Source organism: Caproiciproducens lactatisolvens (assembly GCF_052443335.1).
Lineage (GTDB): Bacteria > Bacillota > Clostridia > Oscillospirales > Acutalibacteraceae > Caproiciproducens.
On sequence record NZ_CP195750.1, the window covers coordinates 1928997 to 1944559 of the forward strand.

Below are 15563 nucleotides of genomic sequence, written 5' to 3' on the forward strand. Positions count from 1 at the left end.
GGCTTTAGCATTCAAGTTACTTCAAAAAGTACATGTACGCGTTGATACCGATCACCAGTACAAAGAATCCAATTGCAATCACTTTTGTCCACCGGGCAAGAAACGAATCTACCGAACGGGCCTTATTCTTTGAAAGAAAAGTATCGGCACCGCCTGTAATCGCCCCGAGTTCCTGCTGATGCCCTTCCTGAAGAAGGACGACAATCGTTATAGCAACTGAAAATATTAATAATATAATCCCGAATATAACCTCGACAGCTGACATAGCGCACCTCCGAATATTCTTGCATAAACAACTTAAACTATACTAACATAAAAAGTGCGTTTTTGCAAGCATATTTTATGTGCATTCTCAAGTTTTATGCATATGGAAAAGGCAAAAGGGCAATCTAAGTACGGACTCATCAAAGCGTCTGCGTTTGCCGCTTTGACCTGACCCGCCGCTGGACTGCTATTGGCTTTTCAGCGGCGTTTTTTATTATTTCATAGCTTCAGCTGCTCCCCTGCAGTTTCTTCCGCAGTGGGAAGGGACCCGGAAGCCGGAATGTTTTTGCGGTAGCGGTTCGGGTTGACCAGCATCCCTTCGCTGTACGGCTCCGCGCGAAGCAGCCTGCTGCCCTTGCGGAGCGTCATGACGGCGACACCCTGCGTGCTGCGCGTGGACTTGCTGGGAACCGCGCCGGTATGAACCAGAAGGATCCGGCCCTGAAGCGACGTCAGCATAAAGTCGCAGTCCTCTTTTACATACGCAATCCGCACGGCCGGGGATTTGTCGCAGTAGGCATTTAAAAGCTTGCGGCGGTTCGTTTTTGTGGCATAGGCGGACATGTCGACCTTTGCGGCTTTGCCGTTTTCGAAAAAGAAAAGCATATAGCCGTCATAGTCGTGGGTAACCGCCATATAGAGCGCGTTCTCGCCCTCGTCTATCCCCAGCTTCGCCGGGATGTACTCTCCAAGGACGCTCGCCTTGGTATCTCCGAAATCGTTGGCCTTCGCTTTATAGACCTGACACCGGTCGGTGAAAAACAGCAGGTCGGCGGAGTTGCTGTCCTCGATATGCTGTACGACCTCGTCGTCCTCCTTGAGCTTCTGCTCCCCGCTCATGCGCAGGGAAAGCGGGGTGATTTTCTTGAAGTAGCCGTCCCGCGTAAAGAACAGGTTCACCGGGTAATCCGCCACTTCCTCCTCCGCCGAATACTCCTCGATCTCGTTCTGATAAATCATCATGGTTTTACGGGGCTGGCCGTATTTTTTCGCCACGGCGTCCAGCTCCGAAATAATAATGCTTTTTACCTTGGATTTGCTGTCCAGCACGGACTGCAGCTCGGCAATCTCTTTTTCCAGCTGACCGATTTCCTCGGTGCGTTTCAGAATATACTCGCGGTTCAGGTGGCGCAGCTTGATTTCCGCGACGAATTCCGCCTGCGTCTCGTCGATGCCGAAGCCGATCATCAGGTTCGGCACGACCTCGCTCTCTTCCTCCGTACGGCGGACAATGGCGACCGCCTTGTCGATATCGAGCAAAATGGCCTGAAGGCCCTTGAGCAGATGCAGCTTGTCCTTCTTTTTCGCAAGATCGTAGAAGGTGCGGCGGCGGACGCATTCGACGCGGAACGCGGTCCATTCTTCCAGCAGCTCCCGGACGCCCAGCACGCGCGGAACGCCGCCTACAAGAACATTGAAATTACAGGAAAAGCTGTCTTCCAGCGGAGTCATCTTAAACAGGCGCTGCATCAGCCTGTCCGGCTCCACGCCGCGCTTCAGATCGATGGTGATCTTTAAGCCGTCCAGACCCGTTTCGTCGCGGATATCGGAAATATCCTTGAGCTTGCCCTGCTTGACCAGATCGACGACCTTCTCGACAATGGCTTCCACCGTCGTGGTGGGAGGGATCTGGGTAACGTCAATACAGTTCGCACTCTTATCATAGGCATAGCGCGAGCGGATGCGCACGCCGCCGCGCCCGGTGCGATAGATTTCCTCCATCGCGGCCCGGTCGTAAACCAGCTGGCCGCCGCCCGGGAAGTCGGGCGCCAGCAAGGTGGAGGCAACGTCGTGCTCCGGGTCGCGCATCAGAGCGGCGGCGGTCTGGCACACCTCGCTCAGGTTGAAGGGACAGATGGAGCTTGCCATTCCGACCGCGATGCCCGTGTTCGCGTTGACCAGCACGGACGGGAACGTAGCCGGCAGCAGGGTCGGCTCCTTTAAAGTATTATCGTAATTGTCTACAAAATCGACGGTATCCTTATCGATATCCCGGAAAAGCTCCTGACAGATGTCGTCCAGGCGCGCTTCCGTATAACGGGAAGCCGCCCAGGCCATATCGCGGGAATAGAACTTTCCGAAGTTGCCCTTGGAATCCACATAGGGATGCAGAAGCGCCTCGTAGCCGCGGCTCAGGCGCACCATGGTGTCGTAAATGGCGGCGTCGCCGTGGGGATTCAGCTTCATGGTCTGGCCTACGATGTTCGCGCTTTTGGTGCGCGCGGAGCCGAGAAGCCCCATTTTGTACATGGTATATAAAAGCTTGCGGTGGGACGGCTTAAAGCCGTCGATCTCGGGAATAGCCCGGGACATAATCACGCTCATGGCGTAAGGCATGTAATTTTTTTCAAGCGTATCGGTGATCCGCTGCTCCACAACCGCGCCCGCGCCCTCAATGACGCCGTGCCCGCGCGGCGGCGGCGACTGCTCCGTTCTCTTTTTTGGCATTCTGGTTTACACCCACATTCATTAAAATTTATCCGTATTCATTTTTCAGCTTAGCTTACATCCGCTGAATCAATATAGCTGTATCCGTTTTCCGCGATATAATCCTTCCGGCCGCTCAGATTGTCGCCGAGTAGAAGGTCAAACATTGCGCTGGTTCCGGCCGCGTCCGTGGGCATCACCTTGATCAGGCGGCGCGTCGCCGGGTTCATCGTAGTCAGGTTCATCATGTCCGGCTCATTTTCACCCAATCCTTTGGACCGCTGGATCGTAAACTTTTTTCCGCTCAGCTTTTTCAGCACTTCGTCCTTTTCCCGTTCGGTATAGGCAAAATAAGTATTGTCCTTCGCCGCGATCTCAAAAAGCGGGGATTCGGCGATAAAGACCTTCCCCTCTTCGATCAGCGTAGGGGTCAGGCGGTACAGCATGGTCAGAAGCAGGGTCCGGATCTGAAAGCCGTCCACGTCGGCATCGGTGCAGAGGATAATTTTATTCCAGCGAAGCAGCGACAGATTGAAAGAGGACAAATCCTTGTTTGCCTTCGACTTTACCTCGACGCCGCAGCCCAGCACCTTGATCAGGTCGGTAATGATATCGTTCTTGAAAATCTTGTCGTAGTCGGCTTTCAGGCAGTTCAGGATTTTGCCGCGGATCGGCATAATGGCCTGAAAATTCGGGTCGCGCGCCTGTTTGCACGCGCCGAGGGCGGAATCCCCCTCCACGATAAAGATTTCCCGCTCGTTCACATCGCGGGTGCGGCAGTCCACGAACTTGGCGACGCGGTTCGTGATGTCCATATTGCTGGTGAGCTTTTTCTTGATGTTCAGGCGGGTTTTCTCCGCGTCCTCGCGGCTGCGCTTGTTAATGAGCACCTGCGCGGCGATTTTGTCCGCGTCGGCGGGATTTTCGATGAAATACACCTCAAGCTGATGGCGGAGCATCTCCGTCATCGCTTCCTGGATGCCTTTATTGGTAATCGCCTTTTTGGTCTGATTTTCATAGGAAGTCCGGTTGGAGAACGAGGAAATAATCAGCACAAGGCAATCCTCGACGTCTGCAAAAGTGATTTTGCTTTCGTTTTTGTTGTACTTTCCCGTCTGCTTCAGATAAGCGTCGATCTGATAGACAAACGCGTTGCGCACCGCCTTGTCCGGCGCGCCGCCATGCTCCAGCCAGCTGGAATTATGGTAATATTCGATCAGCTTACTGCGGTTGGAAAACGCCGCCGCCACATTGATTTTCGTCTTGTACAGGGGCTTGTCCGCGCGGTCGCGCACTTTGCGCTCCGCCTGCCAGAACTGAACGGGAGTAAGAGCGTCCTCCCCCGCTATTTCCCTGACGTGGTCCACGATCCCCTGCTGATACAGCATTTGGGTCTCTTCAAAGCCGGAAGCGGTCTGGTTGCGGAACAAAAAGCGGATGCCGTCGTTGACGATCGCCTGACGCCGGAGCACGTCCAGATAATACTCCACCGGCACGCTGATGTCGGTGAATACCTGCAGGTCCGGCTTCCAGCGGATGATGGAACCGGTATCCTTTTTATTGTACGGTTCTTTTTTCAGCCCGCCGATATTTTCCCCGTGCTCAAAATGCAGGGTATAGCGGAACCCGTCGCGGCGGACCTCCACATCCATATATTCCGAAGCGTACTGTGTGGAACAAAGCCCAAGGCCGTTCAGGCCGAGGGAGTACTCGTAGCTTTCGTCCGAATCGTTGTTGTATTTTCCGCCGGCGTAAAGCTCGCAAAACGCAAGCTCCCAGTTAAAGCGCTGTTCCTTCTGATTATAATCGACCGGACAGCCGCGGCCGTGGTCCTCTACCTGGACCGAATTGTCGCTGAAACGCGTGATGGTGATCTGTTTGCCGTAGCCTTCGCGCGCCTCATCGATGGAATTGGACAGTATTTCAAAAATGGAATGCTCGCAGCCCTCTATGCCGTCCGATCCGAAAATGACAGCAGGGCGCCTGCGCACGCGGTCCGCGCCTTTCAGGGAGGAAATACTCTCGTTTCCATATTCCGTTTTCTTAGTCATACCAACATATCGCTCCTAAAATCTATTCGCTGTTTTGAAGTTCCTTTTGCAGAACACCGTGATTTTCGCTTTCCGCACAATCGTATCGACTCTTATTATACACAAAGATTCCGGACAGCAAAAGGGGAAATGTGGCAACATTCCCCCCTGAATTTCTTATTCTGCTGTAGCGCCGGACAGCTGGCCCCCATCGGAAAACTCCTCCGGAGGTTCGGGTCCCTTCGCTTCCATCATCTCTTTGAACTGTTCGCCGGACATTTTTTCGTTCTGGTAAAGGAATTTCGCTACTTCGTGCAGCTTATCCATGTGCTCGCTTAAAATGCTTTCCGTTCGGTTGTAAGCGGTCGTCATCAGGTTTTTGACTTCCTGGTCGATCATGGACGCCGTCTCTTCGGAATAGTTCCGGATATGGCCCATATCGCGGCCAAGGAACGGCTCGCCCTGATCCTGCCCGTAAGTGATCGGGCCAAGAGCGTCGGTCATGCCGTATTTTGTGACCATGCTGCGCGCAAGCTTTGTGGCGCGCTCAATATCGTTGGAAGCGCCCGTGGAAATGTCGTCAAGCGCGAGCGCTTCGGCAACACGCCCGCCCAGCAGCACCACCAGGTCCTCCTGCATCTCCTTGCGGGATTTGTAGGAACGGTCCTCGGTCGGAATCTGCATGGTATAGCCGCCGGCCATGCCGCGGGGGATGATGGAAATCTGGTGAACGGGGTCCTGTGTGTGGCAGAAATAGGTGGAAACCGCGTGGCCGCCTTCGTGATACGCGGTGAGGGTCTTTTCCTTTTCCGTCATCACATGGCTCTTTTTCTCGGTGCCGACCACCACCTTGATGGTGGCCTCCTCGATTTCCTCCATGGTAATGGCCTTCAGGCTCTTTCTCGCGGCCAGGAGCGCCGCTTCGTTCAGAAGGTTTTCGAGATCCGCGCCGGTGAAGCCGGCGGTGGATTTCGCGATGGTTTTCAGATTGACGTCCGGCGCGATCGGCTTGCCGCGCGCGTGGACCTTCAGGATTTCTTCGCGGCCCTTGATATCCGGATAGCCGACCATGACCTGACGGTCAAAACGGCCCGGACGCATCAGGGCGGGATCGAGGATATCGGGGCGGTTGGTGGCGGCGATCATGATGACGCCCTCGTTCGCACCGAAGCCGTCCATTTCCACCAGCAGCTGGTTCAGGGTCTGTTCCCGTTCGTCGTGCCCGCCGCCGAGACCGGCGCCGCGCTGGCGGCCGACCGCATCGATTTCATCGATGAAGATGATGCAGGGAGAGTTCTTTTTCGCCTGTTCAAACAGGTCGCGCACACGGGAGGCGCCGACACCGACGAACATTTCAACGAAGTCGGAGCCGGAAATGGAGAAGAACGGCACGCCGGCTTCTCCGGCCACAGCGCGCGCCAGCAGGGTTTTACCGGTGCCCGGAGGGCCCACGAGCAACACGCCTTTCGGAATACGGGCGCCAAGCTCGTTATATTTTTTAGGGTTCTTCAGGAATTCGACGATCTCACGCAACTCTTCCTTTTCCTCGTCGGCGCCCGCCACGTCGGCAAAGGTCGTCTTGCGCTTTTCGTCCGCCATCTGTTTGATCTTGGCCTTGCCGAAATTCATCTGCTTGCCCGCGTCGCCCATGCTGGTATTCAGGCGCTTCATCATAAACCACCAGAACAGGACCATGATACCGAGGGTGACGAGCATGGGAAGCATGCTGGCAAGCCACGACGTTTCCGCCGGATGCTTCAGGTTATAGACCATCTGGGCATTCGGATGATCCTCGTCGTACCGTTTGATATCATCGCGGATATCGTCGTAGAGCAGCTGGGCGTTCGGGGCCACATAGGATATCTGCGTCTTGTCCTTCAGCTTGATGATCATTTCGCCGCTGCCCATGTCCATGGAAAACTCCGGAACCTGCTGATTCTGGAAGTAATGCAGAATATCGGAATAATTATAGGTCTTTTGCGGCCTGTTGCCGTAAATCATGGCAATCAGGATAAACAGCAAAATAGGCACTCCAATAAACAGGCCGATATTTTTCAGTGTTTTTTTGTTATCCAAATGAAGTTCACTCCTTACCTGAGTCGCCTGATGCCTTTCGGTCGGCTTCCTCGTAAACCTCCGGTTTCAGAATTCCCACAAACGGAAGGTTCCTGTATTTTTCATCAAAGTCAAGGCCGTAGCCGACGATGAATTCATCCGGAACGACCGTTCCGGCGTAATCAGCTTTTATGTGGGCAGTCCGTCTGTCCGGTTTATCAAACAGAGTGCAGACCTTAATGCTCTTCGGGGAGCGGGATTGAAGCAACTCGAGTATGTAGCTTAAGGTCAGCCCGCTGTCAAGAATATCTTCAACGACCAAAAGATCGTAACCTTCCAAGTTAATGTCCAGGTCCTTAACGATTTTCACCACGCCGGAAGTCTTTGTTCCGGAACCATAGCTGGAAACGGACATAAAATCAATGCTGCAGGGAATGGTGATTGCGCGCATCAGATCAGCCATAAAAACCACGGAGCCTTTCAGTACACTGACCATCAAAAGGTTTTTATCCTTGTAGTCCTCGCTGATCCGTTTGCCCATTGTCTGTACAATGTCAGCAAGCCGCTCCTCGCTGAACAGTACGGACTGAATATCATTTCTCATGTTTCGAACTCCTTAATTATTATTTCCGCTATATTGTGAGTGCCTTCGGTGACACAGGCGCGCTGTGAAACACCAAAACCCTCTATCCAGAGAATTTCCCCGCCGCTTTCAAGCATTGCAATTTTACCGCGCAGAGACGGCGCAACTGCCCCTTCGTTGAAAAGCTTTTTGAGGCTCTTTGTGACACCGCGTCCGGCAGGACGGAAAGTGTCGCAGCTCCGTCTGTTCCTAACAGAGGTAGTACTAGATATTGTATCATAGTTAATTAGATTATTAAATAACAATTTATTAAATTTGTGGCATTTTTCCAATTCTTTTTCGGTCAGTTTTACGATATTGAGCGTTCTTCCGTCCGGCAAAACGGTTTTTGGGGCGCTGAAAGGTACGCTCCACTCCCCAAAAGAAGCCGGGCCGCTTCCGGCGGCAATAGAAAGAGTATTGCCCTGTGCGGTGCATTGTATTCTTCCCGCAACGGTTGCGGAGCCGGCGCCTTCGCGCACAATTTTGGCGACGGCCTCAATATGGCGGCTTCCCAGCCTTACCCTGCGCACCTTTTCCACACCCATGGCGATTGCCCGCGAAAGCAGCGGACCGGGCAGCCCGCGCAGCGTTTCCAGGCGGTACCCGCCGGGGCAGACGGCTGCTTTTAGCCGTTCGCGCGCAAGCGCGTTCAGATATTCGTCGTCCTCACTCAGACGGCCGGTCATTCCGAAAACCGCCGACTCAAAGGCGGGATTGATTTCGCGCAGAACAGGGATGACGCCGAGCCTGATTTTATTGCGCTCATACTCCGCTTCAAAATTCGTGCTGTCCGTCACATAATGCAGGCCGTAATGCGCACAGTAGGCTTCCACCTCGGCGCGCGTAATGCCGATCAGCGGGCGGATAATATTTTCCCGCACCGGCGGGATTCCGCGCAGGCCGCGCGTCCCCGCGCCCTTTGCCAGGTTCATCAGAACGGTCTCGGTGCTGTCGGACAGCGTGTGGGCCGTTGCGATTTTCCCGTTTTCGCCGGCAAGTTCTTTGAAAAATCTGTAGCGCACGCTGCGCCCGCACTCCTCAAGGCCCTCGGATTTCTCCGCAGCCAGAGCGCGCACATCGGCTCGCAGAATTTTCAGCCCGACTCCGTTTTCCCCGCACCACCGGGAAACAAAGCGCTCGTCGCCGTCGGCTTCTTTTCCGCGCAGCCCATGGTTAATATGCGCCGCGATCAGATGAATATGACGGAATTTCCCATATTTTAAAAGAAAATGAGCAAGCGCCAGGGAATCCGCGCCGCCGGAAAGGCCGACCACAACGGTACAGCCCGGGGGCAGCATGTTCCACCTGACGATTACTCCTTGAATCTTATTTTCAATATTTAAAATGTCACTGTTCACTGCGGACAACCTCCTGCGCCGTAAAGCGCATGAACTCACCCTGCCAGTGCAGAGGGATCGTCTTCGTTTCCCCGTGGCGGTTTTTGGCGACAATGCATTCCCCGCTGTTGCGGTCGGCGTTTTCATTTGGCGTTTCCGCGTCCTGATAGTAGTCCTCGCGGTACAAAAACAGAACGATGTCCGCGTCCTGCTCAATGGAACCGGAATCACGCAGGTCGGACAGAACCGGGCGGTGGTTGGTGCGCTTTTCGCTGTCACGGGCCAGCTGCGAAAGCATCAGCACCGGCACGTTCAGCTCCTTCGCCATGATCTTCATATTACGGGTAATCGCCGAAATCTCCTGAACACGGTTGTCGGTTTTTCCGGCGACGGTCATCAGCTGCAAATAGTCGACCACCACAAGGTCGACATCCCTGAGCCGTCTGAGTTTGGCTTTCATTTCGCCCACCGTAATGGACGGATTGTCGTCGATATAAAACTGGGTTTTGGAAAGGACGTCGCCCGCCTCGATAATGCGGATCCATTCATCCTCGCTCAATTTCCCGGTGCGCAGCTTGGTGCCCCCGACCAGAGCCTCGGTGGACAGCAGGCGCGACGCCAGCTGTTCCTTGCTCATTTCCAGCGAGAAGAACGCGACCCGCTTGTTCGCCTTTACCGCCGCGTGCCGCGCGATATTCAGCGCGAAGCTGGTCTTTCCCATGCCGGGACGCGCGCCGAGCAGAATGAAGTCGGTGCGGTTCAGGCCGGTGATGGTGTCGTCCAGCTCCTTAATGCCGGTCGGCACGCCTTTATACAGATCGGCGTCCGGGGAATTCAGCAGATCGAGCCGGTCGAAGGTCTGCACGATAATCTCGTCCAGACGCTGCAGCCCCTGCATATTTTTTCCGCGCCGGATATCAAAAATGCGCTGCTCTGCGGAATCGAGCAGAGTGGCCGCGTCGGCCGCGCCGGAGGAAGCCTCCTCGATGATATCGCGCGAAGCGGTGATCAGGGTTCGCACATCATATTTATCCCGCACGATGCGGGCATAGGATTCCACATTGGAAATGGAGGGAACGAGCTGCGCAAGCTGGAGCAGATAGGTCTTTCCGCTTGCCTCGTCAAAGCCCGGCGTTCCCTTCAGCCGTTCCAGAAGGGTGACGAAATCCACCGGCTGGGCCACGGTGAACATCTCCAGCATGGCGGAATAAATCAGGCTGTTGTTTGTCTGATAAAAATATTCCGGGCGCGGAAGAATCTCCGCGACGCGGTCCAGACAGGAGGAATCCAGAAGGACGGCGCCCAGAACGGATTGCTCCGCTTCGGGGCTGAACGGCAGATTCAGCGCGCTGTAACCGCCCGTTACCATCTCATCCATCTTCTTTTCCCCTCTCTGGTTCTGTCATTCTTTAACGGATCGTTACTCCTTTTCGCCGATGACAGCGAAAACCTTCGCGGTAATTCCGTTGTAAAGCTTGATTTCACATTCATAGGTGCCGAACGCTTTAATGTCGGCGTCCAGAACAATCTTGCGCTTGTCAATATCTACATGATAGGCCTTTTTGAGCTCTTCCGCAATTTCCTTCGCGGTGACGGAGCCGAAAATCTTACCGCCCTGCCCCGCTTTCGCGTAAAGCTTCACGCTTTTTTCATTGATTTTCTCCGCGGTCTGTTTCGCGGCGTCTATTTCCGACTGAATTTTAAAGGCCTTCGCTTCCGCGGCGTTTTTCAGTTCGTTCATCGCCTGGGCGTTCGCCTCTTTGGCCAGCTTGCGGGGAAACAGAAAGTTGCGGGCATAGCCGTCGCTGACATTGACCAGATCCCCTTTTTTGCCGGTCCCTTTCAGGTCTTCAAGCAGAACTACCTTCATTGATGATTACCTCCATTATCTGAAATTGATTTATTGCATCGCCTTTGCCATGGTGTCTTGTAAAACGGCGATCAGCTTTTCGCGTGCCTGCCGGACCGTAACGCCGGTGAGCTGCGCGCCCGCCATCGTCAGGTGGCCGCCGCCCCCCAGAGCCTCCATAATCAGTTGTACGTTGATTTCACCCAGCGAACGGGCGGAAACATTCACCACGTTATTTCCGGTCGGGAACAGCACGAACGAGGCGTTCACGCCCTGAATGGACAGAAGCTCGTCCGCCGCCTGCGCCGAGGTGATGCGGATATCCGGAAATTCATGGTCGGCGGAAGCGATTGCGCAGTCGCCGAAAATCTCCGCTCCGGAAACGATCTGATACTTTGCCTTATAGGTGTCGATCGTGTCGGAAAACATGCGTTTTACTTCCACCGTATCCGCGCCGCGCCGGCGAAGATAGGCCGCCGCCTCAAAGGTACGGACACCGGTTTTGAGCACGAAATTCTTGGTGTCGAGCATAATGCCCGAAAGCAGCGCCTCGGCCTCGGTCTGCGTGAGCGTGTTTTCACCGATATACTGGACAAGCTCGGCCACCATTTCGGAGGCGGAGCTTGCGTAAGGTTCGTGATAGAAAACGAGCGCGTTTTCGATATGCTTGACCATCATGCGGTGGTGGTCGATAATGACCACCCGGGAAACCGCGTTTAAAAGTTCCGCGCTTTCCACGAATTCCGGGGAGTGGGTATCCACAACGATCAGCAGCGATTTCGGCGTCGCCATGGACAGCGCTTCCATGGGAGAAATAAAGACTTTTCCGTTGCCCGCGCCCGAGGCTTCCATGGACGCGATCAGCGGGGACGCAAGGCTCTGCGAACGGTTGATCACGACAAAGGCGGGCTTTTTCAGCGCCTTCGTCACCGCGCTCCACATGCCCACAGCCGCGCCCACACTGTCCAGATCGGAAAATTTATGACCCATAACCAAAACGTTGTCGCTGTTTTTAATATGGTCGGTAAGGGTTGCGGCGATGACCCGCGTACGCACCTTGTCGCGTTTTTCCACCCCTTTGGAAAGGCCGCCGAAGAACTCGTATGTATCGTCCTTTTGTTTGACGGCCACCTGATCTCCGCCGCGGCCAAGCGCCATGTCAAGCGCTTTGCGCGCCCACTCCTCACACTCCGACAGGGATTCCGCGCCGCGCCCCACACCGATGGAAACCGTGGCGCTGCGCCTTTCCCCCGCTTTGATTCCGCGGATGGTGTCCAGAATCTGAAAGCGCTTTTCCATGGCGTCCCGGGTGTGGGCTTCGTCGGTCAGAATCAGATAGCGTCCGCCGCTCAGCCGCTTGAGAAAGCCGCCCATGCTCTGCGCCCAGGTAATCAGCGCGCCCTCCACCTCCGACGCGATGCGGGAATCCTCGCTGCCGCTGGAATCGCGGGCGAGCTCCTCCCGGTTGTCGAAGCTTGCCAGCGCGACAACCGGGCGGCGTTCGATATATTCACGGTTGATTTCCTTGTAATAGGTGTCGTCCACAAAATAGACCACACTGCCGTATTCCGTTTTTGCGGCAAAGACGGTGTACTGCCTGTTCTCTACGGTAATATCCGTTCCGCTTTCGGTGATAATCTGGCGGATCGTTTTCGGGTAAATGAACTTTAAAATATTTTCCCCGCGGCATTCGCGCTTGACGCTGACTTTTTCCGCGAAGGCGTTATTGACCCAGATGATGTCCCCTTCCTCGCCAATCACCGCAACCGGCATCGTGAATTCCTGCAGCGCGCGGTACTCCTCTCCGGACAGAATTTTCTGAGCGCTTTTCACCGCGGTGGCTACATGCGCCTTGAAACGTTCCGTGGAAAGGATGACGGCAATGACGGAGCCGATGGCAAATGTCATCTCGACGGCAAACAGAATATGGCTGTAAAAATAGCTGACGCTGGCCATAATGAGCATAACCGCTGTGATGACAAAGAATACCGGCGAAGACACCCATACTTTTCTCTTCAAAATGATTACCCCTTTGGCGTTTCAACCTAAACTTCCATAATAATCGGAAGGATCATCGGACTGCGTTTTGTACGGTCATAGAGCATGCGGGAAAGCTCATCCTTGATTTTGGTCTTGAGCGTGCCCCAGTCATGGATCTTATTTTCAAGGCAGTTCTCGAGTACGGAATTGACCAGTACCTTCGCCTCGTCAATCAATGGTTCGGATTCGCGCACATAGACAAATCCGCGGGAAACAACGTCCGGCCCGGAAACAATATGCCCGTCGCCCTGAGAAATGGTGCAGACCACCACGATCAGGCCGTCTTCGGCCAGATGCTTGCGGTCGCGCAGCACGATGCTGCCCACATCCCCGACGCCAAGGCCGTCCACCAGCACCCTGCCGGCCGGAACGGAGGAAAGCTTTTTCATATAATCCTGATTCAGTTCCAGAACGTCGCCGATATCGCCGATAAACACGTCCGCGGCATTCTTACCCATGGCGTAGGCCAGGCCCGCGTGCTTGCGCAGGTGTTTCTGCTCGCCGTGAACGGGAATGAAAAATTTCGGTTTGGTAATCCCCTGCATCAGCTTCAGCTCTTCCTGACAGGCGTGGCCGGAAACATGCACCTCGTACATGGATTCGTAGACCACCTGGCAGCCGCGCTTCATCAGCTCGTCGATCACCGTGCCGACCGTCTTCTCGTTGCCGGGAATCGGCCGCGCGGAAATGATGATAAAGTCCCCGGGGCCCACCTCCACCTTGCGGTGGTCGGCAAAAGCCATGCGGGTCAGCGCACTCATCGGCTCGCCCTGGCTGCCCGTGGTAACCAGAACGATCTTATCCTTCGGATACCGGTTGATCAGGTCAAGGTCGATCAGCACCCCGTCGGGAACCTCCAGATACCCCATCTCCACGCCGATGCCCATTACGTTGAGCATGCTGCGTCCGGAAAGGGCGACCTTGCGCCCGTACTTGACCGCGCAGTTGATGATCTGCTGTACGCGGCTGATATTGGAAGCAAAGGTGGCAATGATGATCCGGCTGTTTTCCGCCTGCTTGAACAGGCGTTCAAAGGAATCGTTCACCTTGCTCTCCGACATGGTGTAGCCGGGCCTTTCGGCGTTTGTGGAATCCGCGAACAGAGCCAGAACGCCCTCCTGCCCAAGCTGGGCAAAACGGCCGAGGTCGATCATGTCCCCCTGCGCCGGGGTGCAGTCGATTTTAAAGTCTCCGGTATGGACAATCGTGCCCGCCGGGGAATGGATCGCCAAAGCAACCGAATCCGGTATGGAGTGGTTGACATGGATCAGTTCGACCGTCATGCAGCCGAGCTTGATCTGACTGCCCGGGTGGACGACGTTCAGCTTCGCCTTATTGGACAGCCCGTGCTCCTTCAGCTTGCCTTCCACAAGGCCGAGGGTCAGCGGAGTGCCGTAAACGGGCAGATTTATTTTTTTCAGCAGATAGGGCATCGCTCCGATATGGTCTTCGTGGCCGTGGGTCAGCACGATTCCGCGGATTTTATCGGCGTTGCGTTCCACAAAAGTGAAATCAGGCAAAACCAGGTCGACGCCGAGCATATCCCCGTCCGGGAAAGCCATGCCGCAGTCGACGATCATCATATCGTCTTCACATTCAAACAGTGTGAAATTCTTTCCGATCTCATTTAATCCGCCGAGAAAATACGCTTTGATCGACGGCTTTTGCTGGCCCTGCCTGCCCCGTTTACCCTGCTGGCGCTGGCTTGTCTTTTTTTGCTGCGCCGATTTCTGCCTGGTAAGCTGCGCCAGTACCTGAGGGGCCTTTGACGGGCTCTGCTGGGCCTGCTTCTGCGGCTGGCGTCTCCGTCTGGGTTTTGCGGGCTGAGCAGCGGACTGGGCGGCAGGCTCCTTTACCGGAACGGCCTCCCCGCCGATGACCTGGTCCGCAGGCTTCTGCGGCTTCTTCTTCGCCGCCGGTTCCGGCCTGCGTGCCGGTCTTTGCGGCGGTACCACCTTTTGATAAAGAGAAGAGCGGCCCTCGCCCGAAGCGCCGCGGCGCTTTTCTGCGCTCTCCTTTGGCTCCTTTGGCTCCGCGGAATTTGTTTGATTTTTTTCTGACACGAAATAACCTCCATTGTGAATTAGGGTGCAACCAATAAAGTCCGCCGGCAAACGGTGCCTGAGCGGGCGTGGTTTCTCCCTGTTCGATTTTTCGCTTCCTTCGCACTGCGCGGGCAGCTGCGAAAGGCAGCAGAGTCAACCGCAGAAAATGCGGTTTCAAATATATTTAATGTCTAAATATAATGCAATATAAAAAATAAATCCGGACACAAATATCGTTATCATTGTACCTTGATTCGTTATGACTGTCAAGCGATTGCGTCTTCGTGCAGATAATTTATATTATGGCCAAAAAAGAACATCCTAAACCAAAGTTGACATTGTTTGTAGAAAGTCGGTATGATATAATAGAAAAAATATTCGGTTATACTAAAGGATGGTTCACATGAAACAGGTTGAAATCTATACCGACGGCGCCTGCAGCGGAAATCCGGGCCCGGGCGGCTGGGGAGCCGTGCTTCGGTACAACGGCGTCGAAAAGGAAATCAGCGGCGGCGCGGCCGACACGACCAACAACCGGATGGAGCTGACCGGGGTCATTGAAGCGCTCCGTCTGTTAAAGGAGCCCTGCGAGGTGATCCTGTGCAGCGATTCCAAGTATGTCTGCGACGCGATCAGTAAGGGATGGGCAAAAAGCTGGCGAAAAAACGGCTGGCGCAAGGGCGACAAAAAGCCCGCTCTCAATCCGGACCTGTGGGAAACGCTGCTGGCGCTTCTCGAAAAGCACCGGGTGACCGTCCAGTGGATTAAGGGACATGCCGGCCATCCGGAAAACGAACGCTGCGACCGGCTTGCCGTAGCCGGGGCAGAAAAATTCAAATAATCATCGTTAGACTATTGAAACATATACCAATTTGGTGTATATTATGTGCA

General features: G+C 54.7%; 11 protein-coding genes. 1 reads left to right on the forward strand and 10 read right to left on the reverse strand.

The annotated features are described in order from the left end of the window. Positions 1-16: 16 nt before the first annotated feature. The 10 genes from secG to ACRQV7_RS09555 form a co-directional block, all read right to left on the reverse strand. On the reverse strand, positions 17-265 hold the full coding sequence (gene secG / locus ACRQV7_RS09510; protein ID WP_275717601.1) for a preprotein translocase subunit SecG: 249 nt from the start codon (positions 263-265) through the stop codon (positions 17-19). 218 nt (positions 266-483) lie between these two features. Continuing rightward, positions 484-2712 (reverse strand): DNA gyrase subunit A, encoded by a 2229-nt coding sequence (locus ACRQV7_RS09515; protein ID WP_444657943.1) that lies wholly within the window; start codon positions 2710-2712, stop codon positions 484-486. A gap of 50 nt (positions 2713-2762) precedes the next feature. Further along, positions 2763-4742: a DNA gyrase/topoisomerase IV subunit B gene (locus ACRQV7_RS09520; RefSeq protein WP_444657944.1), complete on the reverse strand. Its 1980-nt coding sequence runs from the start codon at positions 4740-4742 to the stop codon at positions 2763-2765. A gap of 156 nt (positions 4743-4898) precedes the next feature. Next, positions 4899-6797 carry an ATP-dependent zinc metalloprotease FtsH gene (ftsH, locus tag ACRQV7_RS09525; RefSeq protein WP_444657945.1) on the reverse strand — a complete coding sequence of 633 codons (1899 nt, stop codon included), beginning with the start codon at positions 6795-6797 and terminating at the stop codon, positions 4899-4901. Between the two features lie 7 nt (positions 6798-6804). Beyond that, on the reverse strand, positions 6805-7380 hold the full coding sequence (gene hpt / locus ACRQV7_RS09530) for a hypoxanthine phosphoribosyltransferase (protein WP_444657946.1): 576 nt from the start codon (positions 7378-7380) through the stop codon (positions 6805-6807). Then, positions 7377-8759, reverse strand: coding sequence for a tRNA lysidine(34) synthetase TilS (gene tilS / locus ACRQV7_RS09535; protein WP_444657947.1), 1383 nt, complete (start codon positions 8757-8759; stop codon positions 7377-7379). The genes hpt and tilS overlap by 4 nt, the downstream gene beginning before the upstream one ends. Next, a complete protein-coding gene (dnaB, locus tag ACRQV7_RS09540; protein WP_444657948.1) occupies positions 8749-10116 on the reverse strand; it encodes a replicative DNA helicase in 1368 nt (455 codons plus the stop codon). The genes tilS and dnaB overlap by 11 nt, the downstream gene beginning before the upstream one ends. Positions 10117-10158: 42 nt before the next feature. After that, a complete protein-coding gene (gene rplI, locus ACRQV7_RS09545; RefSeq protein ID WP_444657949.1) occupies positions 10159-10608 on the reverse strand; it encodes a 50S ribosomal protein L9 in 450 nt (149 codons plus the stop codon). 30 nt (positions 10609-10638) lie between these two features. Further along, the gene (locus ACRQV7_RS09550) at positions 10639-12606 is read right to left on the reverse strand and encodes a DHH family phosphoesterase (protein WP_444657950.1); all 1968 of its coding nucleotides are present in this window, start codon (positions 12604-12606) and stop codon (positions 10639-10641) included. Between the two features lie 26 nt (positions 12607-12632). Further along, the gene (locus ACRQV7_RS09555; protein ID WP_444657951.1) at positions 12633-14690 is read right to left on the reverse strand and encodes a ribonuclease J; all 2058 of its coding nucleotides are present in this window, start codon (positions 14688-14690) and stop codon (positions 12633-12635) included. A 385-nt stretch (positions 14691-15075) separates the two neighbouring features. Between ACRQV7_RS09555 and rnhA the strand changes: the two genes are divergently transcribed. Beyond that, positions 15076-15513, forward strand: coding sequence for a ribonuclease HI (gene rnhA, locus ACRQV7_RS09560; RefSeq protein WP_444657952.1), 438 nt, complete (start codon positions 15076-15078; stop codon positions 15511-15513). Positions 15514-15563 lie beyond the last annotated feature (50 nt).

Bases quoted from the DNA above. Each gene is read 5' to 3' on its own strand.
- hpt (WP_444657946.1), bottom strand. From the start codon at position 7,380: ATGAGAAATGATATTCAGTCCGTACTGTTCAGCGAGGAGCGGCTTGCT.
- rnhA (WP_444657952.1), top strand. From the start codon at position 15,076: ATGAAACAGGTTGAAATCTATACCGACGGCGCCTGCAGCGGAAATCCG.
- rplI (WP_444657949.1), bottom strand. From the start codon at position 10,608: ATGAAGGTAGTTCTGCTTGAAGACCTGAAAGGGACCGGCAAAAAAGGG.
- dnaB (WP_444657948.1), bottom strand. From the start codon at position 10,116: ATGGATGAGATGGTAACGGGCGGTTACAGCGCGCTGAATCTGCCGTTC.
- ACRQV7_RS09520 (WP_444657944.1), bottom strand. From the start codon at position 4,742: ATGACTAAGAAAACGGAATATGGAAACGAGAGTATTTCCTCCCTGAAA.
- secG (WP_275717601.1), bottom strand. From the start codon at position 265: ATGTCAGCTGTCGAGGTTATATTCGGGATTATATTATTAATATTTTCA.
- ACRQV7_RS09515 (WP_444657943.1), bottom strand. From the start codon at position 2,712: ATGCCAAAAAAGAGAACGGAGCAGTCGCCGCCGCCGCGCGGGCACGGC.